Source organism: Streptococcus sanguinis (genome assembly GCF_050234405.1).
In the GTDB taxonomy this organism is placed as follows: domain Bacteria; phylum Bacillota; class Bacilli; order Lactobacillales; family Streptococcaceae; genus Streptococcus; species Streptococcus sanguinis_W.
This window is the reverse complement of the sequence record NZ_CP092117.1, coordinates 2,298,844-2,324,638: the sequence shown is the minus strand read 5'-3', so window position 1 is coordinate 2,324,638 and position 25,795 is coordinate 2,298,844. Positions and strand designations below refer to the sequence as shown.

Sequence of the window (25,795 nt, the reverse complement as noted above, 5' to 3'; positions counted from 1 at the left end):
TTGGGAGAAATTCGCTTTTTTCTAGGATTTATGGTAAAATGGCGGAATAAGAGGTCTATGATGAAAAAATTTCGTTTTGCCCCAATTCACTTGGCGATGGCGGGTCTAATTTCCTTTATAATCTTAGCCATCTGTCTGAGGCTTTTTGGTGATAGTTTGGCCATGCTAGCTGCTCTCATGCTTGTGCTGGCTCTTTTGATTGTGCTTTTTATCCAGCAACAGAGAGTATCCGAGCTAGATGAGATTGAGCAGATTCATTATGTCAATCATCAAGCAGAAGGAAGCCTCGCTTCCTTGCTGGATAAGATGCCAGTTGGTGTCATTAAAATCAGTGAAGATAATGGTGATGTAGAGTGGTTTAATCCCTATGCAGAACTGATTTTTACAACCGAAGATGGTGATTTTGATGCAGATATGCTCAAGAATATCATGAAGGTTGCTTATTCAGACTCTGGTCATTATGCTACGGTTGGAGACAAGAAATATTCGGTTTATTTGGACCGTGCATCCAGTGTGTTTTATTTTTTTGATGCATCCAATGAATACGAAGCCACTGTTGGTCTGGTAACAACGCGCCCGGTGATCGGGATTATCTCGGTGGATAATTATGATGATTTGGAAGATGTCGTTTCTGACACAGATATCAGCCATATCAATAGCTTTGTGGCCAACTTCGTAGCAGAATTTTCTGAGCAGTTTCACATGTTTTACCGTCGGGTTGGCATGGATCGGTTCTATCTTTTTACGGATTACACAGTGCTGGAACAGCTGATGGAAAATAAATTTTCTATCATTGATCAATTCCGGACGGAAGCTAAAAATCGAGAGCTGTCATTGACACTCAGTATGGGCTTTTCTTATGGTGATGGCAATCATGATGAAATCGGCCGGGTCGCTCTTCTCAACCTCAACTTAGCTGAAGTTCGGGGCGGGGACCAGGCTGTTGTCAAAGAAAATAATGACAATATGAACCCAATCTTCTTTGGTGGAGGAACGGCGTCAGCTGTTAAGCGCACGCGTACCCGTACTCGGGCTATGATGACTGCAATCTCTGATAAGATTAAGAGTGTGGATCAGGTCTTTATAGTCGGACATAAAAATCTGGATATGGATGCCTTGGGTTCTTCTCTTGGTATGCAGCTTTTTGCCAGTAATATCATTGAGAAAGCTTATGTGGTTTATGATCCGTCCCAAATGGCTTCTGACATTGAGCGCTCCATTACAAAGCTCCAGCAGGAAGGGGCTGACTATCTGGTGCCGCTTTCTGAAGCAGTAAATATGGTGACCAATCGTTCGCTCTTGATTATGGTTGATCACTCCAAGATATCTCTGACTCTGTCTAAGGATTTCTTTGATCAATTCAGTCAGATTATCGTAGTCGACCACCATCGTCGTGATGAAGACTTTCCGGAAAATGCTGTGATTGCCTATATCGAAAGTGGGGCTAGCAGTGCCAGTGAGTTGGTAACGGAGCTGATTCAGTTCCAGAATTCTAAAAAGAACCGTCTCAGTAAGATGCAAGCCAGCATTCTCATGGCGGGGATTATGCTTGACACCAAAGGATTTTCATCTCGAGTCACCAGTCGGACCTTTGATGTGGCCAGCTATCTACGAACTCGGGGCAGTGACAGTGTTGTGATCCAGGACATTTCAGCTACGAATTTTGAGGAATATCGTGCGATTAATGAGCTGATTTTAAATGGCAAGAAGATTCTGCCTAATGTCATTGTAGCAGCTGGTCCAGAGGAGAACACTTACGATACAGTTGTCATCAGTAAGGCAGCTGATACCATGCTCTCCATGTCAGGAATTGAAGCCACTTTTGTTGTGAGCAAGAATACCAAAGGTTATGTGTCTATTTCGGCTCGCAGTCGCAGCAAGATCAATGTTCAGCGAATTATGGAAAAGCTGGGCGGTGGCGGTCATTTCAATCTGGCGGCAGCTCAAATTGAAGGTAAAACAGTTTCTGAGGTCCTTCAGTCGCTGAATCAAGAAATTATGGACCAAGTCATTAAAGAGGAAGTAATAATAGACGAGGAGAAAAAAGGATGAAAGTAATTTTTTTAGCAGATGTAAAAGGCAAGGGCAAAAAAGGCGAAATCAAGGAAATGCCAACTGGCTATGCTCAAAATTTTCTGATTAAGAAAAATTTAGCCAAGGAAGCAACAGCGCAGGCTATCGGTGAGCTGCGCGGTAAGCAAAAGTCTGAAGAAAAAGCCCACGCTGAACTAGTGGCAGAAGCTCAGGCTATTAAAGCTAAGTTAGCAGAAGAAGCTACTCTTGTTGAATTTACTGAAAAAGTTGGTCCGGACGGCCGCACCTTTGGCTCTATTACCAGCAAGAAAATAGCAGAAGAGCTGCAGAAGCAGTTTGGCATTAAAATTGACAAGCGCCATATTAAGGTGGACTCACCGATTCGCTCCATTGGTCTGATAGATGTTCCAGTGAAAATTTATCAGGATATAACTGGGGTGATTCGTTTGCGGGTTAAAGAAGGATAATAGTGATTTGAAGGAAGGATTTACCGATGGCAGAGATTGATGAACTCCGAGCTCAGCCTCAGGATATTTTAGCGGAGCAGTCCGTTTTAGGAGCCATTTTCATTGATGAGAGCAAACTGGTCTTTGTTCGTGAGTATATCGAGCCTGCTGACTTCTTTAAGTATGCCAATCGCTTGATTTTCAAGGCTATGATTGACTTGGCTGACCGCGGCGATGCCATTGATGCAACGACTGTTCGCAATATTTTGGACAGCCAGGGTGACTTGCAGAATATCGGCGGTCTCAGCTATTTGGTGGAAGTGGTCAATTCTGTGCCAACCTCTGCCAATGCTGAATACTATGCTAAAATCGTTGCAGAAAAGGCCATTCTAAGGCGGCTGATTTCGCGTCTGACAGAGTCTATCAATCAAGCCTACGATGGTGACCGTCTGTCAGAGGAAATTATTGCCGGAGCTGAAAAAGCTCTGATTGATGTCAGTGAAACTGCCAACCGCAGTGGCTTTAAAAATATCCGTGATGTGCTGAACCTTAATTTTGGCAATCTGGAGGCTCGGTCTCTGCAGACATCAGATATCACTGGGATTGCGACTGGCTACCGTGAGCTGGACAAGATGACGACTGGTCTGCATGAGGAAGAATTAATCATTTTGGCGGCTCGGCCAGCGGTCGGAAAGACGGCCTTTGCCCTTAATATTGCTCAGAATATCGGAACCAAGCTAGATAAGACTGTAGCTATTTTCTCTCTGGAAATGGGGGCGGAGAGCTTGGTGGACCGGATGCTGGCTTCAGAAGGGGTGATTAATTCTCATTCCATTCGTACGGGGCAACTGACAGATGAAGAGTGGCAAAAATATACCATTGCGACAGCTAATCTGGCTAACGCTAGTATCTATATTGATGATACACCAGGGATTCGGATTACAGAGATTCGCTCGCGGGCTCGAAAACTGGCCCAGGAAACGGGCAATTTAGGCCTGGTCTTGATTGACTATTTGCAGCTGATTACAGGAACTGGCCGTGAAAACCGCCAGCAAGAAGTTTCGGAAATTTCCCGGCAGTTGAAAATCTTGGCTAAAGAGCTCAAGGTGCCGGTCATTGCGCTGAGTCAGCTCTCGCGTGGTGTGGAGCAGCGGCAGGATAAGCGACCAGTACTGTCTGATATTCGGGAATCAGGTTCCATTGAGCAGGATGCGGATATCGTTGCTTTCCTTTACCGGGATGATTATTATGATCGAGCCGGTGAGGAGGAAGAAGGCATTCCCAACAACAAGGTTGAAGTCATTATCGAGAAAAACCGGAGTGGAGCGCGTGGTACAGTAGAGTTAATTTTCCAGAAAGAGTATAATAAATTCTCAAGTATTTCCAAAAGAGAGGACGAATAAAGATGAGTGATGCATTTACAGATGTGGCAAAAATGAAAAAAATCAAAGAAGATATCAAGGCGCATGAAGGACAAATCGTTGAGATGACGCTGGAAAACGGTCGTAAGCGTCAAAAAAGCAAGCAAGGCCGTCTGATTGAAGTCTATCCGTCTTTGTTTATCGTGGAATATTCCAATGAAGGCTGTCAGCCAGGGGAAATCTCCAATACCTATGTGGAGTCTTATACTTATTCTGACATTTTGACAGAAAAGAACCTCATCCGTTATTTTGATGAATAGAAAGGTCCAGTGGGCCTTTTTACTTATATTTGAAGCAATTCCTCAGTCAAATCGACTTATATAGAGGATGATAAGCAAAGAAAACAGGTGGTCATCATGATTAAAAATTTAGTTTTTGATTTGGGCAATGTTCTGATTGAATGGAATTCTGAGAAAATCTTGACATATTTTGAACCTGAGAAAGAGCAGCGGCAGGTCCTTAGGCAGGCCATTTTTGAGTCGGGTGTCTGGCATCAGACGGACAAGGGAGATCTGAGTTTGAAAGATGCCTGTGAGGAAGTCCTGGCTCAGTTAGACATCTCCTATCATTCTGCCGTTAAGAATATCTTCTATCACTGGTATGAGGTTGTGCATGTTTACAGTGGTTTACAGGAAAAGATTCAGCTATGGGCAGATCAGGGCTATCGAATCTATATCTTGTCAACCACTTGTGAGATTTTTTATCATATTGAAAAAGCTGGTTTGTTGCCCATTTACCCACTGCTGTCGGGCTATATCCTTTCCTCAGAAGTCGGTGTCGTCAAGCCAGAAGCAGAGATTTACCAAAAGCTGTTGAAAAAATATAATCTGAATCCAGTAGAATCCGTCTTCATTGATGATATTCAGGCTAACTTAGATACGGCAGCTGAATTGGGCTTTGAAACCATCTTATCCACAAGCGAGACAGAGAATATCAGGGCTATGGAGACTTTGCTGGCTGCGAAAGGAAAGTTTGACTGATTGATGATCGTTTGCTTCACTTATCGTTGAAAAGTAGTGAGTCCAAGCTCCAACCTTGACATTTGCTGATGATTGCGCTATCATAGTCCTATATATGGGAGTCTGTGTACAGTCTGAGAGGAAGTGTAAGCTTCGACCGCACCTGATCTGGGTAATGCCAGCGTAGGAATCATACCGAAAAACAGTGGTATTGTGCGCCTTTTCCATATACGGAAAAGGCTTTTTCTTTTATTATCTTTATTGAATGGTGGTATCTTGAAGAATTGCAGCGCTAAAATGCAGGAAGGGAGGAAAAGCATTCTAATGAAAGCACTACAAAGTCTGATGCGGCAGCAAATTGGTCTCTTAGGTATGCTGGGTGTACTTGTCATCTGGCAGGTCATGGGCTGGCTCAAGCTCTTGCCCAAGTTTATCCTGCCGACGCCTCTGGAAATCGGTCAGGCCTTTATCAGAGATGCTGGATTTCTAGCGAGTCATAGCTGGGCGACCTTAAAAGTAGCCTTGCTGGGTTTAGTCTTGGGCGTCTTCTTGGCCTGTATACTAGCTATACTCATGGACAGCATGAGCTGGCTCAATGATCTAATCTACCCCATGATGGTCGTGGTGCAGACGATTCCGACTATTGCTTTGGCGCCAATTCTGGTTCTCTGGCTGGGGTATGGGATTTTGCCCAAGATTGTGCTCATTATTTTGACGACGACTTTTCCGATTATCGTCAGTATTCTGGATGGTTTTCGGCATTGTGACCGAGACACCTTGACTCTCTTTGAGCTCATGCAGGCCAATCGCTGGCAGATTCTCTGGCATTTTAAGATTCCAGCCAGTCTGCCCTATTTCTATGCGGGCTTGCGTGTCAGTGTTTCCTATGCCTTTATCACGACTGTGGTTTCCGAATGGCTGGGCGGTTTTGAAGGGCTGGGTGTTTATATGATTCAGTCTAAGAAACTTTTCCAATATGATACCATGTTTGCTATTATCATATTGGTTTCGGTTATCAGTCTTCTGGGGATGAAGCTGGTGGCTGTCAGTGAAAAATATGTCATCAAGTGGAAATAGGAGCTCAGCTCTGCTATTTCCCAAATAAAGAAAAGAGGATAATGATGAAAAAAAGTTATAAAGTCTTGTTGGCAGGCTTGGCTGCCGTATCAATCATTGGCCTAGCGGCCTGCAGTCAGTCGAAATCAACGTCTGAAAGCAAGGGTAAAAAAATTGATTTTATCCTAGACTGGTCACCTAACACCAACCATACCGGCCTTTATGTGGCTCAGGAAAAGGGCTACTTCAAGGAAGCGGGCGTGGATGTGGATATCAAGTTGCCGCCTGAAGATAGCAGTTCGGATCTGATTATCAACGGCAAGGCGCCTTTTGGTATTTACTTCCAGGACTCCATGGCTAAAAAACTGGATAAGGGCGCAGAAATCACAGCAGTCGCAGCCATTGTAGAGCATAATACTTCGGGCATTATTTCCAAGAAGTCTGCAGGTATTACAGAACCTAAGGATCTGACTGGGAAGAAATATGGTACCTGGAATGATCCAGTGGAGCTAGGCATGCTCAAAACCTTGGTCGAAAGCCAAGGCGGTCAGTTTGATGAGGTAGAAAAAGTTCCTAACAACGATTCTAACTCAATTACGCCGATTGAAAATGGCTTGTTTGATGCAGCCTGGATTTATCATGGCTGGGACGGCATCATGGCTCAAACTCAGGGCATGGACACTAATTTCTTTTATATGAAGGACTATGTCAAGGAGTTTGACTATTATTCTCCAGTGATTATTGCCAATAATGACTATCTGAAGAAGAATCCGGACGAAGCGAAGAAGGTCTTGCAGGCCATCAAGAAGGGCTATCAATATGCCATGGAGAACCCTGAAGAAGCGGTGGATATTTTAATCAAGCATGCGCCAGAGCTGAAAAACAAGCGTGACTTTGTCTTGGCTTCTCAAAAATATTTGTCCGAGCAATATGCATCAGATAAGGACAAGTGGGGTCAGTTTGAGGCTAGCCGTTGGAATGCCTTTTACAAATGGGCCAAGGATAAGGGTATCGTGGACAATGACTTGAGTGACAAGGGATTTAGCAACGACTATATAAAATAATGACAGAAATTAAACTTAAAAATGTAAGCTATGCTTATGATGAGCAGCAGATTTTGAAAGATATCAGCCTACAGGTAGAAGCAGGTCAGGTCGTAGCGATTTTGGGACCTAGCGGAGTCGGGAAAACGACCCTCTTTAATCTGATTGCTGGGATTTTGGAGGTCCAATCGGGCAGGATTGTCCTAGACGGGCAGGAAAATCCCAAGGGCCGGGTGAGTTATATGCTGCAGAAGGACTTACTGCTGGAGCACAAGACGGTGTTGGGCAATGTCATCTTGCCCCTGTTAATCCGAAAAGTATCCAAAAAGGAAGCAACGGAGCAGGCAACCCAGATTTTGAAGGAGTTCGGGCTCTTTGATGTGGCAGACAAGTATCCACATGAGCTGAGTGGGGGGATGCGGCAGCGCGTGGCTCTGCTGCGGACCTATATGTTCGGCCACAAGCTATTTCTTCTGGACGAGGCCTTTAGTGCTTTGGATGAGCTGACTAAGATGGAGCTGCACGCTTGGTATCTGGACATTCATCGTAGGCTGGGTCTGACGACTCTTCTCATCACGCATAGTATTGAAGAGGCTCTGGCTCTCAGCGACCGTATCTATATTCTGAAAAATCGCCCTGGGCAAATCGTTGCAGATCTCCAACTGACTTGGTCAGACAGCGAGGATAGGGAACTGCAGAAGCTGCGATATAAGCAGGAGACTTTGAGGATTTTGGGAGTGTGAAGCAACTGTCGGAATTCCTTTGCTTTCAAGAAACAACTTCAATCAAGCCTTTTGGCTTGATTTTTTGCATAAGTCCCTTTACTTTTGACTTTATTCATGGTACAATAGCCCTTGTGTGAAATAGCAGCAGGAAAGCATGGAGCTCGTCAACAGAACATCAGCTATAAAAGTAGCCTTAGCTGTTTGGGCGAAAATGTTCTGCACGAATCAGGGCTTTCTAAGTGACTATTTCCTCGAAAATATTTTACAGGAGGACATTTTTATGTCACGTTATACAGGACCATCTTGGAAACAAGCTCGTCGTTTGGGTCTTTCTCTTACTGGTACAGGTAAAGAATTGGCTCGCCGTAACTATGTACCTGGTCAACATGGACCAAACAACCGCAGCAAATTGTCAGAATACGGTTTGCAATTGGCTGAAAAGCAAAAACTTCGTTTCACTTACGGTGTAGGTGAAAAACAATTCCGTAACTTGTTTGTTCAAGCTTCAAAAATCAAAGAAGGAATCCTTGGTTTCAACTTCATGCTTCTCTTGGAGCGTCGCTTGGATAACGTTGTTTACCGTCTTGGTCTTGCGACTACTCGTCGTCAAGCTCGTCAATTCGTAAACCACGGTCACATCCTTGTTGACGGCAAACGCGTTGATATCCCATCATACCGCGTAACTCCAGGTCAAGTAATCTCAGTTCGTGAGAAATCATTGAAAGTGCCTGCAATCCTTGAAGCTGTTGAAGCAACTCTTGGACGTCCAGCATTCGTATCATTCGATGCTGAAAAATTAGAAGGTTCATTGACTCGCCTTCCAGAGCGCGATGAAATCAACCCAGAAATCAACGAAGCACTTATCGTTGAATTCTACAACAAAATGCTTTAATTTGTATTTGTTCAGAAGTCGGTTTCCCGGCTTCTTTTTTATATTTTCAATGAAATAATAGAGCTAATTCCTACAAAAAAATGTCAATGGCTTGAGATAGCTGTATTTGGAAATTATCTGATTTCTTTCTGCTCCTATCCAATCAGGTGAGACACTCTGTAAAGATTTTTTCCAGCTTTTTTACGGAAGATTTGCTGAAATGGTGTATAATGGGGACAAGACACAAACAGAAAATTGTATGAAAGGAGTAGCGATGAAGGTTCTAGTGACAGGAGCGACTGGCTTTCTAGGAAAGTATGTTGTTGAAGAGCTGGCTGAACAAGGCTATCAGGTGCGAGCTTTTGGTCGTAATCTGAAGGCTGGTCGGCAGTTAGAAGGTCCTTTAGTAGAGTTTTTTGCTGGTGATTTTACCAGAGAAGAAGAAATTTTTGCAGCCTGCGAAGGAGTGGATGCAGTGGTGCACGCTGGTGCTCTCTCAACGATTTGGGGACCATGGGAGCAGTTTTATCAGACCAATGTAGTAGGAACCAAGTTGGTTATGGAAGCCTGCCGGCATTTTGGAATGCAAAGACTGGTCTATATTTCCTCCCCAAGTGTTTATGCTGCTGCGCGTGATCAACTTGCTATTAAAGAAGAGGCTGCTCCTCAGGAGAATGAGCTGAATTTTTATATCAAAAGCAAGCTCATGGCTGAGCGGATTGTCCGAAGTTATCCTCAAGTTCCATCGGTTATCTTGCGTCCAAGAGGGCTTTTTGGTATTGGGGATACCAGTATCTTTCCTAGGATTCTGCGCTTAAGCCAAAAACTGGCGATTCCACTCATAAGAAATGGTCAGCAAATGATGGACATGACTTGTGTGGAAAATGTGGCCTTGGCTGTTCGTCTGGCTTTGGAAATTCCAGAAGCGCAAGGACAAGTTTACAACATTACCAACGGAGAATCCCGTAGTTTCAAGGATATGCTGGATGAAGCTTTGGAAGGTTTACAGGTTCGTAAACGTTATGTTAAGTTGCCTGCTGCTTTTCTAGGTCTTCTGGCACAGGGCTTTGAAAGCTTTTATCGCTTTTTTAACATTGAAAAAGAGCCTCCTCTGACTCTTTACACTTATTACTTAATGCGTTACAGTCAAACGCTGGATATATCAGCAGCAGTAAGAGATTTGGGCTATCAACCCAAGTTGACAATCAGTGAAGGGATTGCAAAATATGTCCAACATTATCGAGAAAATTGAGTATCTTCACCCTGGGCGCTGCAGCAGTCACTTGCAGCAGATGTTTAAGGGAGTTGCCAAGAAAAAAATGATTTTTCCAGCTGGTGTTTTCCTCTTGAAGCATCGTGAAAAAGGCTATATTCTCTACGACACTGGCTATTCTCCAGCTATTCTGAAGCCCAATTTTAAATACTGGCTTTATGGTCTGGGAACGCCTGTTGATATGTCAGAAGAGGAGCGTGTAGATCGTCTGCTTGAGCAAAAAGGAATTGCGCCAGAAGATATTTCTTATGTCATCTTGTCGCACTTGCATCCAGATCACATCGGCGGAGCCGCTTTCTTTCCCAAGGCTCGCTTCATTCTGACCAAAACCGTCTTCAAAACGTATCAGCATGCCAAACTGAAGGATTTGATTTTCAAGGAATTTCTTCCGCAGGATTTTGAGAGTCGGTTGGAAGTAGTGGAACCTCAGCAGGTGCAAGAAGCATTCCTCTATCGCAAGACAGTCGACTTGTTTGGGGATGGCAGTATATATCTGGCCTCAGTTGATGGACATGCCGCTGGTCAAGCTTGTCTCTTTTTGCCAGATTATCATCTGTTTATCGGAGCTGATTTGTGCTGGGGCGTGGATCTGTTGCCGTACACGGAGCAGATGCGTTTCTTGCCGTCACTGATCCAGGATAGCAAGGAAGAATACATGGCCGGTGTGTCTTTGCTGCGGCAGTTGCTTGCTGTTGGCTATCAGGTGCTAGTCAGTCATGATCCGGCTGAGAGAGCGGAGCAGATTTTGTATGAAACTAGGAACATTTCTAAAAACCTTTAGCGTCATGCGCTGGGGGTATCGATTTAAAGATCGACAGGCATTGGAACGCTATCAAGTCAAGGCTTTAGCAGCTTATCGGGAATTTCTACAGCAGGAATCGCCTTATTTCAAATCAGGCATTCCAGCAGATTTTAAGATGAATAAGGCCTTTATGATGGAGCATTTCAATGAGCTCAATACTCAGGGGCTGGATCGTGATGAGTTACTAGCCTTGGCTCTGGAGAGCGAGCGGACACGTGATTTCAGCCCCATGATAGGAGAAATTGCTGTCGGCCTGTCTTCAGGAACATCTGGTCACCGAGGTTTATTTGTCACCACTGAAAAGGAGCGCAGTATGTGGGCGGCAGCCATCTTGGCCAAGATGCTGCCTAAAGGCGAACTCTTTGGACATAAAATAGCCTTCTTTCTTCGGGCAGATAACCAACTCTATCAGACTGCCAATTCAGGCTTGATTTCTCTGGAGTATTTTGATACTTTTCAGGGAGCCGAAGAGCATGTAGAGCGTTTGAATGCTTACCAGCCAACGATTTTGGTAGCGCCAGCATCAATGCTCTTGGAGCTGGCAGAACAAGTCCAGGCAGGAAATTTGCAGATTGCCCCTAGCAAAGTCGTGTCGGTGGCAGAGATTTTGGAAGAGCCAGATCGGCAGAGGATTCAAGCAGGTTTTGGTCTGAAAATAGTGGATCAGGTCTACCAAGCGACCGAGGGCTTTTTAGCCTGCAGCTGTGCCTACGGCAATCTTCATCTAAACGAAGATATTGTCCATGTAGATAAGCGCTACCTGGATGAGAGGCGCTTTTATCCAATTATTACGGATTTTAAGCGGACTTCTCAGCCAATTTTTCAATATGAGCTGAATGATATCTTGGTGGAAAATCCTGAACCTTGCCCTTGCGGTTCGGTCTTTACACGGATTGACAGGATTGAGGGGCGCTCAGATGATATTTTCATTTTTGAAAATGCTGCAGGTCAGTCGGTGGAGGTCTTTCCAGACTTTATTCGCCGTTGTCTGCTCTTGGTTGATGGGATTGGAGAATACCAAGTAGCTCAGAAGCAGGACCATTCGCTGACCATTGCTATCGAACATCATAGTCAGCAGCGAGAAGACGAGATTGTCCAGCAATTTCAAAACTTAGCGACTGATAAAGACCTTCTTATGCCTGCTATTTCTTTTGAAAATTATCAGCGGGACAGAAGCCGTAAGTTGAAACGTATCTATCGGGCTTAAGAATGCCCCCAGTGGAAAAATATATGAATCAGAGGCTGAAGCGCTTTGGCAGTTTACCCAGCTGCCGAGAAGCCCCAAGTCTGACAAGAAGGAGTTTAATATGACAGCAGTAAAGAATCATATAAAGATTGTTGGTTACGGTACGCATCTACCTAGAAATACTGTGACTTTTAATGATCAGACCCGTTATCGGGTGGTGGAAAATGAAGAAACCCAGCTTTCCATGGCGGTTAAGGCGATTGAAAAAGCCTTAGAGCAAGCGGGTTTGACAATCAAAGACATCGATTGTATCGTGTCAGCCAGTGCGGTGGGCGTTCAGCCTATTCCCTGCACTGCGGCCCTGATTCATGAGTTGGTAGCCAAGGGCTTGTCCATTCCAGCCATGGATATCAATACGACCTGCACCAGTTTTATCTCTGCTTTGAGTCTCATGTCTCATTTGTTGGAGGCTGGTGAGTATCATAGGATCCTCATCGTATCTAGTGAGGTTGGAAGCTTAGGGCTTAATCCCAATCAGAAAGAAAGTTTTGAGTTGTTCAGTGACGGAGCAGCAGCTTTGATTTTTGAAGCAACAGAGGAAGAAAGAGGGGTCATCTCCAGTCTGCAGCGGACGTGGTCTGAGGGAGCTCATGATACAGAGATTCGCGGTGGTTTGACATCTTTTCAGCCTAAGGAGTATTCGGATGCTACCAAGACTCACTACATGTTTGACATGAATGGTAAGAAGATACTCTTGCTCTCTGCCAGAAAAATTCCGGAAATGTTTAAAGAATTTAAAGAAAAGAGTGGCCTCAGTCTATCTGACTTGGATTATATCATTCCGCATCAGGCGAGTCGTGCCCTGCCAATGGTCATGCGCAGCTTGGGTATTCCTGATGATAAATACCTCAATATTGTGCAAGACTATGGGAATATGGTATCAGTAGCAGTGCCCTTTTCTCTCTGCTATGCTCTGGAGCGTAATCTAGTCAAGGAAGGGGACACCATCGCTCTGATGGGAACAGCAGCTGGTATGACGGTCAATATGCTGGCTATGAAACTATAATATAAGAAAAATAGGGTGTACAGAACCAAAAGAGGTTTTGTACACTCTGTTTAATTTTTCAAAATATGAAAAGAGCTGGAACCCATTGGGTTCCAGCAACTTCTTACAGCATTTTCAAAAGAAATTCTGCTATTTGTTCAGGACTTTCTTTTTTTCCTCTAGCAATCCACATTTGGCAGACACCAAAGAAGGCATTGGCAAGAAAGACCCTGCTGTATTCTTTTTCAAAATGATTGTAAACACGTCTACTAAAACGGTCCTGCAGACTATCCGCCAGCATCACCTGCAGCTTATGGCGCAGGAAATTTTGAATCTCTTTCGTGCCGTTTTCTGTCAAAAGAGCAGCCAAGAGTGGCTCTAGCTGAAGGAACTGAAAGACCTCTGTAATCGCAGTTTGAACATCTTCTTGATTATTCTCAAAAATATATCCCAACTGATGAAAGAGGTTTTGCTGATAACGTTCAATCATATCGTACTTGTCCTTGTAGTGAGTATAAAAACTACTACGGCTGATGCCAGCAGCTTGAGCTAACTGGACAGTAGTGATATGGTCGAAGGACTGCTTATGCAGTAGTGAAACCATGGCTCTTTCAATAATAGCCTTGGTTTTTCGGCGTTTATTGCTTTCTAACATAAAATCTCCCTTTGAGGCTAAGCCTCAGTCTGCTCTTCAAGCTAATAACTATCATAGCAAACTACTTTTTCTTTTTCTCCGTGTACTATTATATCAAATGTTTTTCCAGTGGAAAAGAGTTAAATTCCGGAATTAAGCATAGATAGACAAAATTTTATCTGATTAGGCTTAGTCGACTGGTAAAATAATAAAGCCGAGGCTTAAAGTAAAGTCTCGGCTTTTGTTATGAACATTATTTAAAGTAGAGGTAGTCAGGGTCAGGAGTGACATAAAGTAGCTCGCCTTCCTGTGAGAAGATAATAGAAATTTGTTCATTTTTATAAGAGTAAATTGTGTAGGTATTTTGTAATCTTGATGCTTGAGCAATGTCAACTACACCCGCTAAGAAAGCACGCGCTTGTTCGGTACTTATTTTTTGCTCCTGAACCAGTCTTTTAAGATTTTCTAATTCTTTGTTTTGGAAGGCTTCATATTCAGAAGCGAGATCGGTGCTTATTTTTTCTGGTTCGCCGAGAATACTTTTAACTTTTTCTTGGGTATATCCTTTAAATTCAGGAATTTGAGCTTCAAAACCGCCAGATTCATAGGATTGGTAATAAACCTTGGCATCGCCAGTCGCATAAATCTTATCTTTCTTAGCATGATCGGCATCTTCTGGAAGACCATCTGTGGTTTTTTCTATATCCTTACTAGAACTACTATTTTCTTTACTAGAACTTCTGGAAGAACTACTGCTGCTAGAGGAGCTGCTTTTGCTTTTGGAAGATTGCTTTGATGAGCTTGAGGAATCCTTTAAACTAACTTTTTTTCCTGATTTATCTGAATTAGAAGAGCGAGTGGTTGATTCTGAGTTAGATGGTACAAGGAAACGGCAGGCTGACAGCAGAAATAGTGCTGCAACTAGAGCAAATAAGCTAAATGGTGTTCTTTTTTTCATTGTCTTAAACCTTTCTTTACTATGCTCAATCTGACTTGAGCTATTGTGATGTGAGGCATCTGCTGGCAGCAGTGTTTCACATGGAACCGTACCGTCAAGTTAAGATCTCGATGCTTGACTCCATTTACCTCGCTTATCATTCTAACATAATGCTGATTTTCTGTGTACCTACCTATGGGAAAATACTTTTTATTTACAGATTGTTCAGAGATTAAAGACAGTAGGGCGAACTTATTCCGCTTCCCTACAATCTTTTTAAACAAAATTAGACACGGTGTCCAATTTTTAAAGAATAAACTTGTAATAATCTTCGATTGGTGTATAATCAATTTTATTGAAATTTGGACACTGTGTATAATTTTAGGAGGTAGATATGTTAAGAGAATGGAAAGCTATTTTAAAAAAGCCGGCTTTTATCATTGTGATGTTAGGAGTCTCTATGATTCCAGCCTTGTATAACGTTATTTTCTTAAGCTCCATGTGGGATCCATATGGAAAGGTTTCAGACTTGCCAGTGGCGGTCGTCAATCAGGATAAAGCTGTAACTGCTAGTGGTAAGACCTTGTCTATAGGCGAGGATGTTGTTTCCAGCCTCAAGGAAAATAAAAATCTGGATTTTCACTTCGTCAGCAAAGAAGATGCTCAAAATGGTCTGGAAAAGGGTGATTACTACATGGTTGTGACGCTTCCAAGTGATTTATCTGAACGTGCAGCCAGTATTTTGACTGATAATCCTCAGCAAATGAAGATTGACTATCAAACGTCTAGCGGCCACAGTTTTATTGCTGGTAAGATGAGTGATTCAGCCATGGCTTCTTTGAAGCAGACGGTGGCGCAAAATGTGACGGATACTTATACAAGCGCCATATTTAAGAATATGGGAGATCTAAAAACTGGCTTGGTTAAGGCATCTGATGGTGCTCAGCAATTAGCATCTGGCAGCCAACAACTAGGCTCAGGCAGTCAGACAATTGCAAATAATTTAAGAACTTTGAATCAAGCTACGAGCAAATTATCATCCGGTGCAGCTCAATTTAACACAGGACTACAGACTTATACTGGGAGTGTTGCACAAGTATCGTCTGGACTGGGTAGTTTGTCAAATGGGATAAACACTTATGCTAATGGTGTAAGTACCGTGGCCGCAGGTGCAAATCAGCTGTCGGGTCGATCAGCAGACTTATTGGGTGGAGTCCAACAGCTTACTCAGTCAGGAGATGGAGTTCAGGCCTTATCAATAGGTGTAACGAATCTGAATACGGGCTTGGCTACATTAAAGTCATCGGTAGATACCACCTTAGCTAACAACCAGCAAAATGTGAGTGATTTAGCAAATGGTTTGACACAGTTGAATGCTAGTATTCAAGCTGCAGCAAGTGACTCAGCTGTTTCGACAGACAGCATTGAGGCTTCACTGACTAGCATAGCAGCATCCGCTCAAGCCATTATCAATAATAATCAAGATGCCAAGGCCGCAGCTTTGGCAAGTGTTCAAGCTACGAGCTCTTATCAAGGGCTTTCTAGTGAGGCTAAGGCTGAGATTGATGCAGCAGTTGGTGCTAGTCAAGCGGGAAGTGATCAATCTGCTCAGACGATTTTATCAGAAATCGATACGATGAGGGCTTCTCTTGAAACGATAAAAGGCGCTAGTCAAACAAAACTAAGTCAATTAGAAAGTGCATCAAATCAAGTTCTGCCACAGGCAGCTAGCATGATCAATGGCCTTTATAATGGCTTATCAACAGTAAGTACTGGCCTCGGTTCAGCAAGCGGAGGAGCCAATCAACTAGTCGCAGGTGTAGACACCCTAAATGAGAAACTAACGACTGGCGCGACACAATTGGAACAAGGGGTGACAAGTTATACCAATGCAGTCGGTCGGCTATCTGAGGGGACATCAGCTTTGGCAAGTAAGAACTCTGATTTGCTAGCAAATACAACAAAATTAGCAAACGGGGCAGCCCAATTAACAGATAAATCGCCAGAATTGACCTCTAGTTTCGAGAAATTAGCAGATGGAACCAATCAATTAGCGAGCGGTACAGAAAAGCTGGCTGATGGCAGCAGTGCTTTAACAGATAATCTCTCTAAACTTACTGTGGGAACGAGCGATTTGTCCAATGGCCTCTCAGATGCAGGCGATAAATTGTCGACTGTTTCTACTAAGGAAGACAATGCAAAAACTCTGGCAGATCCTCTGACACTGAGCAAGACAGATGAGAATAAGGTAGAAAAAAATGGCATTGGGATGGCGCCTTATATGATTTCAGTAGCTTTATTTGTGGCAGCTATTTCAACCAATATCATCTTTAGCACACTTCCATCGGGTCAAGAACCTAAGACGAGACGAGACTGGTTGAAGGCCCGTATAGAGGTAAATGGAGTCATTTCTGTTGTGGCGGGTGTTTTGGTCTATGGTGCTGTGCACTTGATAGGCCTATCTGCTAACCATGAGTGGGCAACCCTTGGTTTGATTGTCCTAGCCAGCATGACCTTTATGGCTCTTGTGACAGCTTTGGTTACTTGGGATAGCAAGCTCGGCGCCTTTGCTTCTCTGATTCTTTTGCTTTTACAGCTGGCTTCTAGTGCAGGAACTTATCCATTGGAGCTGACTAGTAAGATTTTCCAAGTTATCAACCCTTGGCTGCCAATGAGCTATTCTGTATCGGGCTTACGCCAAACGATTTCTATGAACGGCCAAATTGGTAGTCAGGTACTCTTCCTTGCTTTTGTTTTAGTTCTTTTCATGGCACTTGGCACTCTGGTCTATCGAACAGATAAAAAACAGCTAGCTTAGGGTTCGTACTTTTATGAATGTGTAAAAATGTAGATGAAAAGTCTATCTGTAATTCTTTTAGTTTTTATCTCATCAACATCTCCTGAAAAGGGAGATGTTTTGTTTTCTTTAAGTTTTCTTTATCTTTCTTTTAAGTTTTCATCTTTAAAATTGCATTACATTCAAGAAAGATAGAGAGGTGAGAAGCCCATGGCAGAAAAAAATTTTCAACATCATTTTCAGCGCTTTGAAACCAAATACATCATTTCCAAGGAAACTTTGCTGGATCTATTGCTAGAGTTTGAAGGCTATCTGGTGGAGGATGAGCGAGCTTATTCGACCATTAACAATCTCTACTACGATACGCCATCCTATCAGCTTATTCGTGAGTCTTTGGAAAATCCTTACTTTGATGAGAAGGTGCGTTTGCGGACCTATCAAGAGTATCCGACCGAGGATAGTCAAGTCTTTTTGGAAATCAAGAAAAAGACGGAGAATCTGGTCACCAAACGCCGTCTTGCAGCAGATTTGCTGACGGCAGAAGCCTATCTGGACGGTGATTACAGTCAGCTGACTGACCTTCAGATAGATAAGGAAATGGTCTGATTGACCCAGCATTTTGGTCATATTCAGCCTATGATGTATATCGGCTACAATCGTTATTCGATGAAGGGGATTGAGGATGAGCGGATTAGGATTACCTTTGATCACGACCTGACCTACCGTCCTTATGATTTGAGTCTCTTGGCTGGTCGCCATGGAGATTACCTCCTGCCAGCCAATCACGTTATCATGGAAGTTAAGATTCCAGAAACCTGTCCGCTATGGCTGAGCGAGATTATGGATCGCTACCAGCTGTCTCCAAGCTCTTTCTCCAAATACGGCTTTGCCTATAAAAAGGCAAACTGTATCAGCAGTAAATAAAATAGATAGGAAAAGAAAATGAAACAATCAAAATCAACCCTTAAAAAAATTAAATTGATGATTCCACTGGTCTTGATGACAGCAGTGCTAGGAGCATGCAGCGCAAACGCCAGCAGTTCTACAACTTCAAGCACTACCCAGGCTGCTAATGCTACAAGCACCAGTCAGACTAAAACCAATACTTCTGATTACTTTGCCTCAGAGGACTCAGACGCTTCTTATGATGAGTCTAAGGCGACGACCATCAGCCTGAGTGGATCTAGTGCTAAGACTTCTGGTGACGGTGCTAGTGTCTCCGGCTCGACTGTGACAATCTCAAAGGCTGGAACTTATGTCGTTTCCGGAACGAGTGAAAATGTGCAAATTGTTGTCAAAGCAGGTGATAGCGACAAGGTTCAAATCGTCCTAAATGGCGTAACCATGAGCGGGACAGACGCAGCTATCCTAGTAGAAAATGCGGGTAAAACAAGCCTGACTCTGGCTGATGGCAGCCAAAACACAATCTCAGATTCATCAAATCATAGTAATACGGATGCAGATGCAGCTATCTATAGTAACTCTGACCTGACTCTCAATGGTTCTGGAAGTCTGACAGTTGATGGCAAGTATGAAACAGCGATTAAGTCTGAGCAGACCTTGCGGGTGACAGGTGGCACTTATACGCTCAAGGCAGCTAAGAATGGTCTGTCAGCAGCTTCAGCCATTAATATCAAGGATGCTACTATTGACATCACAGCGACAGAAGATGCTATCCACGCAGACAATGATGAAGATACTTCTCTGGGGAATCTCTATATCCAGTCCGGCACCATCATGATTAATGCTGGTGATGATGGTCTACACGCTAGCAATATCGCTTTGATTGATGGTGGAACGATTACAGTTTCTAAGAGTGTAGAAGCTCTGGAAGGAACCAATGTCACCATTAATGGCGGCAAGCTGGACCTTTATGCGACAGACGATGGTATCAATGCAGCTAGTGACGTAACTGGCGCTGATATCTTTATCAAGATTACCGATGGCGATATCAAGGTCGAGGTCGGTGAAGGCGATACCGATGCTATCGACTCCAACGGCGATGTCATTATGTCAGGAGGAAACTTGGATATTACTTCTACGGTATCTGCCTTTGACTTTGACGGAACAGCTACCTACACTGGAGGTACCATCACGGTCAATGGTGAGAGCCGAACAGAAATCACGGCAGATGGACCTGGCGCTGGTGGACCTGGTGGTGGCGGTGCCCCAGGCGGCCAAGGCGGTTTTGGTGGACGATAAAAAAGCCGATGAGATAACAATGAAATAGTGCCTAATGAAAAAGAAGAATCCTCATTCCAGCTGGAATGAGGATTCTTGCTATTCATCAATTCTGATAGATAATTTTTCCGTATCCACCGTCACTTGAGCACCGATGGTGATGGTAAAGAGTGGCTGAGTATGAGCAAAGTCCAAGTCATAGAGGACAGGAATTGTCTTTAGAATAGGATGTTTATCCAAGATATAGAGGAGCAGTTCCTCTGTCATCTGACATTCTTTTGGAAAGCGGCCGATGAGAAGGGCCTGCGGGTTAGGATAGGCCTGAAGGAGGGCAGCTAAATTGCGCTCAAACTCCACATAATGATCTTCCTCCGCCTCTTCAACAAAGAGGACATAGTTTTCATCTGTTGGGGCATAGGGCGTACCACGTAGGAGCGAGAAGGTGGAAAGATTACCGCCGATAACAGTGGCTTGGGCTTGTCCGTGATGATAAACTTTCCACTTCGTTTCATGGAAGGTTAGTGGGGCATCGGGCAGATACCAAGCATTGTCGCCCCATTTTTCACTAGGAGTCAATTCATAAGAAGTCTGGCTGACGGCCTTGAGCCAGCTCTCAGTCTGATAGTCCTGCAAGGCATCCATCTTAAAGCTAGAGTAGGACGGTCCCATGTAGGTTTTCATGCCGGTCTTGCTATAAATAGCGCTGAGCAAGGCTGTTGTGTCTGAGTAGCCGCAGAAAATCTTAGGATTTCTAGCAATCAACTCAAAGTCCAGATAGGGCAGGAGCTCATTGCAGTTGAAACCGCCGATAGTGGCCAGAATAGCATCAACGGACTCATCTGCGAAGGCAGCATGGATGTCTGCCACCCGGCTTTCGATGGAGGCAGAGTCTAGCATATCATTTTCTAGATAATGCTCCGAAAAAGACACGGTAAATCCTAGTTTTTCCAAGCGCTCCTTGGCGGCTAGATTGGCCTCAAAGCCACCGATGTGTTCGATTGACGCTGAGGGGCTAACGACCCGAATGTGCATACCAGGTGTGAGTTTTTTCATAGGGACCTCCTTATGATAAATTTTTATAGAATATCATAGCACAAAGGCCAAGGCCTGTAAAGCAATCTTAGGGCAGTGCGGGAATTTTTATCAAAAAAAGGGAGCCGCTGAAGACTCCCTGATTGTATATATTCTTTTCTATGATTTATTCGCTGAGCTTAATGCTACCGCTTTCGACGCTGGCAGTAAGTGTAGTTGTCGGATTTTCGACTTTACGGATGGCAGAGCCGCCAAGTTCATGGCCTTTGGAGTGCTCTACACTTATACTACTAGGGATGTCAATTTCACCTAGATCCGTTTTCAGATCAAAGGATAGCTGCGACAAACTGCCAGAAACCAGATGCAGATTAATATCGCCCAGTTGATTAGTGATAGAGATTGTACCAGCTAATTCCAACTGTTCAGAGTTCAGTGAGCCGCTTGAGATTTTCAGAGTGCTGTCGGAGATTTTGCTCGAGTTTAGATTGACCTCTCCCAGAGAGTTTGATATTTCGCCAGATGCGAACTGGCTGTTGCTCAGAGTGATGGTACCCGAAGAATCAATGATTTTTCCAGAGCTAATCTGACTGTTATTGATGGTAATCTCTCCCAGAGAGTTCTTAAATTTACCAGATGCGAATTGGCCATCATTCACAGTCAACGAGCCCTGAGATAGAGAGAAGTCAGCATTTTTGGCTGATAGATTGGACAGCGTAACATCTCCTAATGACGAACTGCCGCTGAATGTCTCAAGCTTGGTCCCCTTGGGCAGGGAAAGCTCCACAGTACGCTTCTCCTGAGATTCTTGGTCAAATAAGCTGAGTAAGGAGCGGATGCCAGTGCTTATGTGGAAGGAGCGGATGTCAGTGCTTATGTGGAAGGAGTCTGCACCATCTTCCTTGATGTTTAAGTTTCCATTTTCAGAACTTGTTGTTATTTTTCCAAGCATGCTGCCGCCAATCTGATAGTTGCCGTCTCTTTGGTAATAGGTCAAGTGAGCCTTGTCATTAGGAGATTCGCTGATGACGAGGTTTCTAGCTGCTAAATTAATATTTAGGGAAGAAAGATCAGAGAAACTTTCTTCTTTTTTCGTTAGTTTTACCTTGCTTTTGGCAGAATTGATCAAGTCGTTGACACCGCCTGTAATGGAGCCGATAGTTGTCAGGGCTCCACCAAAGAGGCAGGCTAAAATAGCTGCGGATAAAAGAGGTTTTTTCAATTTGATGTTAGCCATGACGTGCTCCCTTCTTTGCGAAAAGTTGAGCTAGTTTGACAAAGCCAGCCTTGCCAAACTGAGTAACAGGAGAAATGCCTGCGTAGAAGATGCCGGACAGTCCCAGAGCTAGAACACTGAGCCCCAGAGTGAACAGGAAGGCCGGGATCGATGTTGTCAGTCCCACTGTCAAAGTGTCCCAGATCAGGCTGATTCCGAAGATAAAGAAGGCAAAGGCACCTATAGCCATGACTAGAGCAAAGATAAAGACGAAGAGGAAGAAAACGAAAGTCAAAAGTGCTGCTACTATAAAGAGCGGAATAGCCAAAGGTGCTGCCAAAATGGATAGGATAGCAATCTGGACGATGTTCTTAGTGTTTTTTGAGGAACTGCTGTCTTGATTATCTTCCTCGACTTTTTTGTCCAAAAGATTCAACATAATCTCGTGGGCCGCTTCCTTAGGGCTACCAAGCTCAGCAATAGCAGCCGCCTCGCCCTCTGGGCCTACCTCGTCGAAGTACTCAGTGAAGTAATCCATAGCTTCCTGGTAGTCCTTGCGTGGCAGTTTTTTCAGATATTTTTCTAGATCAGCTAGATACTCGGTTCTTGTCATGACGGATGCTCCCTTCTATGATACCGCTGATGGTCATGGTATAAGTTTGCCACTCTTCTTTTAGAGTGAGTAAATGTTCATGCCCGTAGGCAGTGAGTGAATAGTATTTTCGTTTTCGTCCTTGGTACTCCTGCGAATAAGTCGTGAGGCAGTCATTTTGCTCCAGCTTCTTCAGAATAGGGTAAAGTGTTGATTCTTTGATATTGGCAATCAGCTTGATTGTCTGGCTGATTTCATAACCGTAGGAATCGTCTTTTTCAAGGATGGCTAAGATGAGAAACTCAATCAAAGCCGATGATGTGGGGAAAGACATAGGACCACCTCCTTGTGTAAAATATTTATATATAATCTTTCTATATATAGTCTACAACCTCTTAGGGAAAAAGTCAAGCAAAATATATAAAATTTTTATATATTTTTTTAAAAAGTCTTTTAATGGCTGTTTATAAGGAACATCAAAGTACCTTTCTTCCTTACAAGAACTTTACATCTTCCTTAGCTTTTGTGTTGAAAACATCTTCCATAAAATGGTAAAATGGTGTAAGTCTAACTAAAAATATAAGAGAGATCAATGAAAAAACATCAAACCCTATATAAGTTTTTGGGCCAAACCCTACTATATTTTGTTATCTTTCTGGCCTTGCTTTATTTCTTTAGCTATCTGGGTCAGGGTCAGGGTGGCTTTATCTATAATGAATTTTAATGTGAGAGAGTAGGAAATAATGTCAAATAAAGTGATACATGATATGATTGAAGCGATTGAGCATTTTGCTCAGGTACAGCCGGATTTTCCGGTCTATGATATTTTAGGTCAAGTTCATACTTATGGCGATTTAAAGAAGGATTCCGATTCGTTGGCGGCTCAGATTGACCGTTTGGGACTTCCTGACAAGTCTCCGGTTGTGGTCTTTGGCGGTCAGGAATACGAAATGCTGGCTACTTTTGTGGCCTTGACCAAGTCTGGTCATGCCTACATTCCTATCGACAGCCATTCAGCCTTGGAGCGCGTGGCAGCGATTGTGGAAGTTGCTGAGCCTAGCTTGATTATTGCCATCAATGATTTTCCGCTGGTAGATGTGGCAACTCCTATTTTTAGTGCGGAGCAAGTTCATACAGCCTTCAGAGAGGGAGCGTCCTATGAGCTTAGCTATCCGGTGCAGGGAGATGACAACTACTATATTATTTTCACATCAGGGACAACTGGCAAGCCTAAGGGAGTGCAGATTTCCCACAATAATCTGCTCAGCTTTACGAATTGGATGATTACAGATAAGGAGTTTGCGACTCCGGAGCGTCCTCAAATGTTGGCTCAGCCGCCTTATTCTTTTGACTTGTCAGTCATGTACTGGGCGCCGACTTTGGCCTTGGGAGGAACTCTTTTTGCCCTGCCTTCGGCTGTGACTCAGGATTTCAAGCAGCTGTTTGAGACGATTCTCAGTCTGCCTATTGCTATCTGGACTTCGACACCTTCCTTTGCGGACATGGCCTTGCTGTCGGATGACTTTAACAGCCAGAAGCTGCCTCAGCTGACACATTTCTATTTTGATGGCGAGGAGTTGACAGTCAAGACAGCTCAGAAGCTGCGCGATCGCTTCCCTCAAGCTCGCATTATCAATGCCTATGGTCCGACTGAGGCAACAGTGGCCCTGTCTGCAGTAGCAGTGACAGATGAGATGCTGCAAAATTACAAGCGCCTACCGATTGGGTATACCAAGGCGGACTCTCCGACCTTTGTCATTGACGAAGAAGGGCAGAAAGTACCGAATGGCCAGCAGGGAGAAATCATCGTCTGTGGGCCAGCCGTATCCAAAGGCTATCTGAATAATCCTGAGAAGACAGCGGAGGCCTTCTTTGAATTTGAAGGTCTGCCAGCCTATCATACAGGAGATGTCGGATCGATGACAGATGAAGGCTTGCTGCTCTACGGCGGCCGGATGGACTTCCAGATCAAGTTTAATGGTTTCCGTATTGAGCTGGAGGATGTGTCTCAAAACCTCAACAAATCGAAATACGTTGAATCTGCAGTGGCTGTGCCCCGCTACAATAAGGACCAAAAGGTCCAAAATCTGCTTGCCTACGTCATCCTCAAAGACGGTGTGGCTGAGCAGTTTGAGCGGGAAATCGATATTACCAAGGCAATCAAGGAAGATCTGCAGGATATCATGATGTCCTACATGATGCCGTCTAAGTTCCTCTATCGAGAGACCCTGCCTCTGACTCCAAATGGCAAGATTGACATCAAGGGGCTGATTAGCGAGGTCAATAAGCGATGATGGATTTCTTGAAACAGCTGCCTCACTTGGAACCCTACGGCAATCCAGTTTACTTTGTTTATATCGTTCTGGCAGTTCTGCCAATCTTTGTCGGACTTTTCTTTAAGAAACGCTTCCCCCTTTATGAAGCCTTGGTCAGTTTGGTCTTTATCGTCCTGATGCTGACAGGTCCCAGTCTGGCGCAGCTTTGTGCTTTACTGGGCTATGTCATCTGGCAGATAGTTTGGGTTTATTCATACAAGCTCTATCGCCGGTCGCGGGACAACAAGTGGATCTTTTATCTGCATACCTTGCTAGCGGTTCTGCCGCTTGTGCTTGTCAAGGTAGAGCCCGCAATCAGCGGTCATCAGTCTCTCTTTGGCTTTTTGGGGATTTCCTATCTGACCTTTCGTTCGGTAGGGATGATGATTGAAATGCGCGATGGAGTTCTGACAGAATTCACGCTCTGGGAGTTCCTGCGATTTCTGCTCTTCATGCCGACCTTTTCGAGTGGCCCCATTGACCGTTTTAAGCGTTTCAATGAAGACTATTTGAACATTCCTGAGCGAGATGAGCTGCTGGATATGCTGGAGCAGTCTGTCAAGTATATCATGCTAGGCTTCCTTTATAAGTTTATCCTAGCACATATCTTTGGACATCTCTTGCTGGGGCATGTCAAGACCTACGCTCTCTATACCGGCGGTTTCTTTAATCTGGGAACTCTGGGCGTCATGTATGTCTTTGGTCTGGATCTCTTCTTTGACTTTGCCGGTTATTCGATGTTTGCGCTAGCTATTTCTAATCTCATGGGAATCAAGAGCCCTATCAACTTTGATAAGCCTTTTCTCTCTCGAGATTTGAAAGAATTCTGGAATCGCTGGCACATGAGCCTGTCCTTCTGGTTCCGTGACTTTGTCTTTATGCGGCTAGTCATGGTGCTCATGCGCAACAAGGTCTTTAAAAACCGCAACACGACCTCTAGTGTGGCCTATCTGATTAACATGTTGATTATGGGCTTCTGGCATGGAGTGACCTGGTACTATATCGCTTACGGTCTCTTTCATGGAGCTGGTCTGGTCGTCAATGATGCCTGGCTGCGCAAGAAGAAAACGCTAAACAAAGAGCGCAAGGCTAAGGGGCTTCCGCCTCTGCCAGACAATAAATGGACCCAAGCTTTGGGGATTGTGGTGACCTTTCACGCAGTCATGTTCTCATTTTTAATCTTTTCTGGATTTTTAAATGAGCTTTGGTTTAAAAAATAAAAATGAATGAGGA

The 25,795-nt window shown here is 44.0% G+C and carries 24 protein-coding genes and 1 pseudogene; 19 read left to right on the top strand and 6 right to left on the bottom strand.

Going from position 1 to position 25,795, the window contains the following annotated elements; genetic code table 11:
- Nucleotides 1–30: 30 nt before the first annotated feature.
- The 13 genes from MFP28_RS11400 to MFP28_RS11340 all read left to right on the top strand — a co-directional run bounded on the left by MFP28_RS11400 (nucleotide 31) and on the right by MFP28_RS11340 (nucleotide 12,882).
- Entirely contained in the window at nucleotides 31–2,052 is a 2,022-nt protein-coding gene (locus MFP28_RS11400) for a DHH family phosphoesterase (RefSeq protein WP_002907602.1), read from the top strand.
- Entirely contained in the window at nucleotides 2,049–2,501 is a 453-nt protein-coding gene (rplI, locus tag MFP28_RS11395) for a 50S ribosomal protein L9 (RefSeq protein ID WP_002894242.1), read from the top strand. The genes MFP28_RS11400 and rplI overlap by 4 nt, the downstream gene beginning before the upstream one ends.
- 26 nt (nucleotides 2,502–2,527) lie before the next feature.
- Nucleotides 2,528–3,883, top strand: coding sequence for a replicative DNA helicase (gene dnaB / locus MFP28_RS11390; protein WP_002894241.1), 1,356 nt, complete (start codon nucleotides 2,528–2,530; stop codon nucleotides 3,881–3,883).
- A 2-nt stretch (nucleotides 3,884–3,885) separates the two neighbouring features.
- Entirely contained in the window at nucleotides 3,886–4,161 is a 276-nt protein-coding gene (locus MFP28_RS11385) for a Veg family protein (RefSeq protein WP_002907600.1), read from the top strand.
- Between the two features lie 96 nt (nucleotides 4,162–4,257).
- Nucleotides 4,258–4,881, top strand: a complete 624-nt coding sequence (locus MFP28_RS11380; RefSeq protein WP_002907599.1) for an HAD family hydrolase — start codon at nucleotides 4,258–4,260, stop codon at nucleotides 4,879–4,881.
- A 276-nt stretch (nucleotides 4,882–5,157) separates the two neighbouring features.
- A complete protein-coding gene (locus MFP28_RS11375; protein WP_002907598.1) occupies nucleotides 5,158–5,937 on the top strand; it encodes an ABC transporter permease in 780 nt (259 codons plus the stop codon).
- Nucleotides 5,938–5,981: 44 nt separating this feature from the next.
- Nucleotides 5,982–6,980, top strand: coding sequence for an ABC transporter substrate-binding protein (locus MFP28_RS11370; protein ID WP_032916131.1), 999 nt, complete (start codon nucleotides 5,982–5,984; stop codon nucleotides 6,978–6,980).
- Nucleotides 6,980–7,702: an ABC transporter ATP-binding protein gene (locus MFP28_RS11365; RefSeq protein WP_002907595.1), complete on the top strand. Its 723-nt coding sequence runs from the start codon at nucleotides 6,980–6,982 to the stop codon at nucleotides 7,700–7,702. Before MFP28_RS11370 ends, MFP28_RS11365 begins: the two co-directional genes overlap by 1 nt.
- 262 nt (nucleotides 7,703–7,964) lie before the next feature.
- On the top strand, nucleotides 7,965–8,576 hold the full coding sequence (rpsD, locus tag MFP28_RS11360) for a 30S ribosomal protein S4 (RefSeq protein ID WP_002899562.1): 612 nt from the start codon (nucleotides 7,965–7,967) through the stop codon (nucleotides 8,574–8,576).
- 199 nt (nucleotides 8,577–8,775) lie between these two features.
- Nucleotides 8,776–9,807 (top strand): NAD-dependent epimerase/dehydratase family protein, encoded by a 1,032-nt coding sequence (locus tag MFP28_RS11355; RefSeq protein WP_002907593.1) that lies wholly within the window; start codon nucleotides 8,776–8,778, stop codon nucleotides 9,805–9,807.
- Complete coding sequence (locus MFP28_RS11350; protein ID WP_002907592.1) at nucleotides 9,782–10,609, top strand: MBL fold metallo-hydrolase; 828 nt, start codon at nucleotides 9,782–9,784, stop codon at nucleotides 10,607–10,609. The genes MFP28_RS11355 and MFP28_RS11350 overlap by 26 nt, the downstream gene beginning before the upstream one ends.
- A complete protein-coding gene (locus MFP28_RS11345) occupies nucleotides 10,578–11,837 on the top strand; it encodes a F390 synthetase-related protein (protein ID WP_002907591.1) in 1,260 nt (419 codons plus the stop codon). Before MFP28_RS11350 ends, MFP28_RS11345 begins: the two co-directional genes overlap by 32 nt.
- A 100-nt stretch (nucleotides 11,838–11,937) precedes the next feature.
- Nucleotides 11,938–12,882: a 3-oxoacyl-[acyl-carrier-protein] synthase III C-terminal domain-containing protein gene (locus tag MFP28_RS11340; protein WP_002907590.1), complete on the top strand. Its 945-nt coding sequence runs from the start codon at nucleotides 11,938–11,940 to the stop codon at nucleotides 12,880–12,882.
- 103 nt (nucleotides 12,883–12,985) lie between these two features.
- On the opposite strand, the gene MFP28_RS11335 is transcribed toward MFP28_RS11340, so the two are convergent.
- Together MFP28_RS11335 and MFP28_RS11330 are read right to left on the bottom strand one after the other, a co-directional pair.
- Nucleotides 12,986–13,516, bottom strand: a complete 531-nt coding sequence (locus MFP28_RS11335; RefSeq protein WP_002894223.1) for a TetR/AcrR family transcriptional regulator — start codon at nucleotides 13,514–13,516, stop codon at nucleotides 12,986–12,988.
- A gap of 232 nt (nucleotides 13,517–13,748) precedes the next feature.
- Nucleotides 13,749–14,453, bottom strand: coding sequence for a DUF4947 domain-containing protein (locus tag MFP28_RS11330; protein ID WP_002907588.1), 705 nt, complete (start codon nucleotides 14,451–14,453; stop codon nucleotides 13,749–13,751).
- Nucleotides 14,454–14,826: 373 nt separating this feature from the next.
- On the opposite strand from MFP28_RS11330, the gene MFP28_RS11325 reads away from it, so the two are divergent.
- From MFP28_RS11325 to MFP28_RS11315, 3 genes and pseudogenes are all read left to right on the top strand, one after another.
- Nucleotides 14,827–17,250, top strand: coding sequence for a YhgE/Pip domain-containing protein (locus MFP28_RS11325; RefSeq protein WP_002907586.1), 2,424 nt, complete (start codon nucleotides 14,827–14,829; stop codon nucleotides 17,248–17,250).
- A 189-nt stretch (nucleotides 17,251–17,439) separates the two neighbouring features.
- Nucleotides 17,440–18,153: pseudogene (locus MFP28_RS11320) on the top strand (VTC domain-containing protein).
- Nucleotides 18,154–18,171: 18 nt separating this feature from the next.
- Nucleotides 18,172–19,431 carry a carbohydrate-binding domain-containing protein gene (locus tag MFP28_RS11315; RefSeq protein WP_002907581.1) on the top strand — a complete coding sequence of 420 codons (1,260 nt, stop codon included), beginning with the start codon at nucleotides 18,172–18,174 and terminating at the stop codon, nucleotides 19,429–19,431.
- Between the two features lie 78 nt (nucleotides 19,432–19,509).
- Here MFP28_RS11315 and MFP28_RS11310 read toward each other — a convergent pair whose 3' ends face one another.
- The 4 genes from MFP28_RS11310 to MFP28_RS11295 form a co-directional block, all read right to left on the bottom strand.
- Complete coding sequence (locus MFP28_RS11310; protein ID WP_002907580.1) at nucleotides 19,510–20,463, bottom strand: S66 family peptidase; 954 nt, start codon at nucleotides 20,461–20,463, stop codon at nucleotides 19,510–19,512.
- 145 nt (nucleotides 20,464–20,608) lie between these two features.
- Complete coding sequence (locus tag MFP28_RS11305) at nucleotides 20,609–21,676, bottom strand: DUF4097 family beta strand repeat-containing protein (protein WP_002907579.1); 1,068 nt, start codon at nucleotides 21,674–21,676, stop codon at nucleotides 20,609–20,611.
- On the bottom strand, nucleotides 21,669–22,268 hold the full coding sequence (locus MFP28_RS11300) for a DUF1700 domain-containing protein (protein ID WP_002907577.1): 600 nt from the start codon (nucleotides 22,266–22,268) through the stop codon (nucleotides 21,669–21,671). Before MFP28_RS11300 ends, MFP28_RS11305 begins: the two co-directional genes overlap by 8 nt.
- Nucleotides 22,243–22,581: a PadR family transcriptional regulator gene (locus MFP28_RS11295; RefSeq protein ID WP_002899377.1), complete on the bottom strand. Its 339-nt coding sequence runs from the start codon at nucleotides 22,579–22,581 to the stop codon at nucleotides 22,243–22,245. The genes MFP28_RS11300 and MFP28_RS11295 overlap by 26 nt, the downstream gene beginning before the upstream one ends.
- 258 nt (nucleotides 22,582–22,839) lie before the next feature.
- On the opposite strand from MFP28_RS11295, the gene MFP28_RS11290 reads away from it, so the two are divergent.
- Genes MFP28_RS11290 through dltB form a run of 3 tightly spaced genes read left to right on the top strand, consistent with a single transcriptional unit; the run spans nucleotide 22,840 to nucleotide 25,782 of the window.
- Entirely contained in the window at nucleotides 22,840–22,971 is a 132-nt protein-coding gene (locus tag MFP28_RS11290) for a teichoic acid D-Ala incorporation-associated protein DltX (RefSeq protein ID WP_002894209.1), read from the top strand.
- A gap of 19 nt (nucleotides 22,972–22,990) precedes the next feature.
- Nucleotides 22,991–24,541, top strand: coding sequence for a D-alanine--poly(phosphoribitol) ligase subunit DltA (dltA, locus tag MFP28_RS11285; RefSeq protein WP_002907575.1), 1,551 nt, complete (start codon nucleotides 22,991–22,993; stop codon nucleotides 24,539–24,541).
- On the top strand, nucleotides 24,538–25,782 hold the full coding sequence (gene dltB / locus MFP28_RS11280; RefSeq protein WP_002907573.1) for a D-alanyl-lipoteichoic acid biosynthesis protein DltB: 1,245 nt from the start codon (nucleotides 24,538–24,540) through the stop codon (nucleotides 25,780–25,782). The genes dltA and dltB overlap by 4 nt, the downstream gene beginning before the upstream one ends.
- Nucleotides 25,783–25,795 lie beyond the last annotated feature (13 nt).

What these genes read in the sequence shown, in the direction of transcription:
- MFP28_RS11400 (WP_002907602.1), top strand. Translation starts at nt 31, where the DNA reads ATGGTAAAATGGCGGAATAAGAGGTCTATGATGAAAAAATTTCGTTTT.
- rplI (WP_002894242.1), top strand. Translation starts at nt 2,049, where the DNA reads ATGAAAGTAATTTTTTTAGCAGATGTAAAAGGCAAGGGCAAAAAAGGC.
- dnaB (WP_002894241.1), top strand. Translation starts at nt 2,528, where the DNA reads ATGGCAGAGATTGATGAACTCCGAGCTCAGCCTCAGGATATTTTAGCG.
- MFP28_RS11385 (WP_002907600.1), top strand. Translation starts at nt 3,886, where the DNA reads ATGAGTGATGCATTTACAGATGTGGCAAAAATGAAAAAAATCAAAGAA.
- MFP28_RS11380 (WP_002907599.1), top strand. Translation starts at nt 4,258, where the DNA reads ATGATTAAAAATTTAGTTTTTGATTTGGGCAATGTTCTGATTGAATGG.
- MFP28_RS11375 (WP_002907598.1), top strand. Translation starts at nt 5,158, where the DNA reads ATGCAGGAAGGGAGGAAAAGCATTCTAATGAAAGCACTACAAAGTCTG.
- MFP28_RS11370 (WP_032916131.1), top strand. Translation starts at nt 5,982, where the DNA reads ATGAAAAAAAGTTATAAAGTCTTGTTGGCAGGCTTGGCTGCCGTATCA.
- MFP28_RS11365 (WP_002907595.1), top strand. Translation starts at nt 6,980, where the DNA reads ATGACAGAAATTAAACTTAAAAATGTAAGCTATGCTTATGATGAGCAG.
- rpsD (WP_002899562.1), top strand. Translation starts at nt 7,965, where the DNA reads ATGTCACGTTATACAGGACCATCTTGGAAACAAGCTCGTCGTTTGGGT.
- MFP28_RS11355 (WP_002907593.1), top strand. Translation starts at nt 8,776, where the DNA reads ATGGTGTATAATGGGGACAAGACACAAACAGAAAATTGTATGAAAGGA.
- MFP28_RS11350 (WP_002907592.1), top strand. Translation starts at nt 9,782, where the DNA reads ATGTCCAACATTATCGAGAAAATTGAGTATCTTCACCCTGGGCGCTGC.
- MFP28_RS11345 (WP_002907591.1), top strand. Translation starts at nt 10,578, where the DNA reads ATGAAACTAGGAACATTTCTAAAAACCTTTAGCGTCATGCGCTGGGGG.
- MFP28_RS11340 (WP_002907590.1), top strand. Translation starts at nt 11,938, where the DNA reads ATGACAGCAGTAAAGAATCATATAAAGATTGTTGGTTACGGTACGCAT.
- MFP28_RS11335 (WP_002894223.1), bottom strand. Translation starts at nt 13,516, where the DNA reads ATGTTAGAAAGCAATAAACGCCGAAAAACCAAGGCTATTATTGAAAGA.
- MFP28_RS11330 (WP_002907588.1), bottom strand. Translation starts at nt 14,453, where the DNA reads ATGAAAAAAAGAACACCATTTAGCTTATTTGCTCTAGTTGCAGCACTA.
- MFP28_RS11325 (WP_002907586.1), top strand. Translation starts at nt 14,827, where the DNA reads ATGTTAAGAGAATGGAAAGCTATTTTAAAAAAGCCGGCTTTTATCATT.
- MFP28_RS11315 (WP_002907581.1), top strand. Translation starts at nt 18,172, where the DNA reads ATGAAACAATCAAAATCAACCCTTAAAAAAATTAAATTGATGATTCCA.
- MFP28_RS11310 (WP_002907580.1), bottom strand. Translation starts at nt 20,463, where the DNA reads ATGAAAAAACTCACACCTGGTATGCACATTCGGGTCGTTAGCCCCTCA.
- MFP28_RS11305 (WP_002907579.1), bottom strand. Translation starts at nt 21,676, where the DNA reads ATGGCTAACATCAAATTGAAAAAACCTCTTTTATCCGCAGCTATTTTA.
- MFP28_RS11300 (WP_002907577.1), bottom strand. Translation starts at nt 22,268, where the DNA reads ATGACAAGAACCGAGTATCTAGCTGATCTAGAAAAATATCTGAAAAAA.
- MFP28_RS11295 (WP_002899377.1), bottom strand. Translation starts at nt 22,581, where the DNA reads ATGTCTTTCCCCACATCATCGGCTTTGATTGAGTTTCTCATCTTAGCC.
- MFP28_RS11290 (WP_002894209.1), top strand. Translation starts at nt 22,840, where the DNA reads ATGAAAAAACATCAAACCCTATATAAGTTTTTGGGCCAAACCCTACTA.
- dltA (WP_002907575.1), top strand. Translation starts at nt 22,991, where the DNA reads ATGTCAAATAAAGTGATACATGATATGATTGAAGCGATTGAGCATTTT.
- dltB (WP_002907573.1), top strand. Translation starts at nt 24,538, where the DNA reads ATGATGGATTTCTTGAAACAGCTGCCTCACTTGGAACCCTACGGCAAT.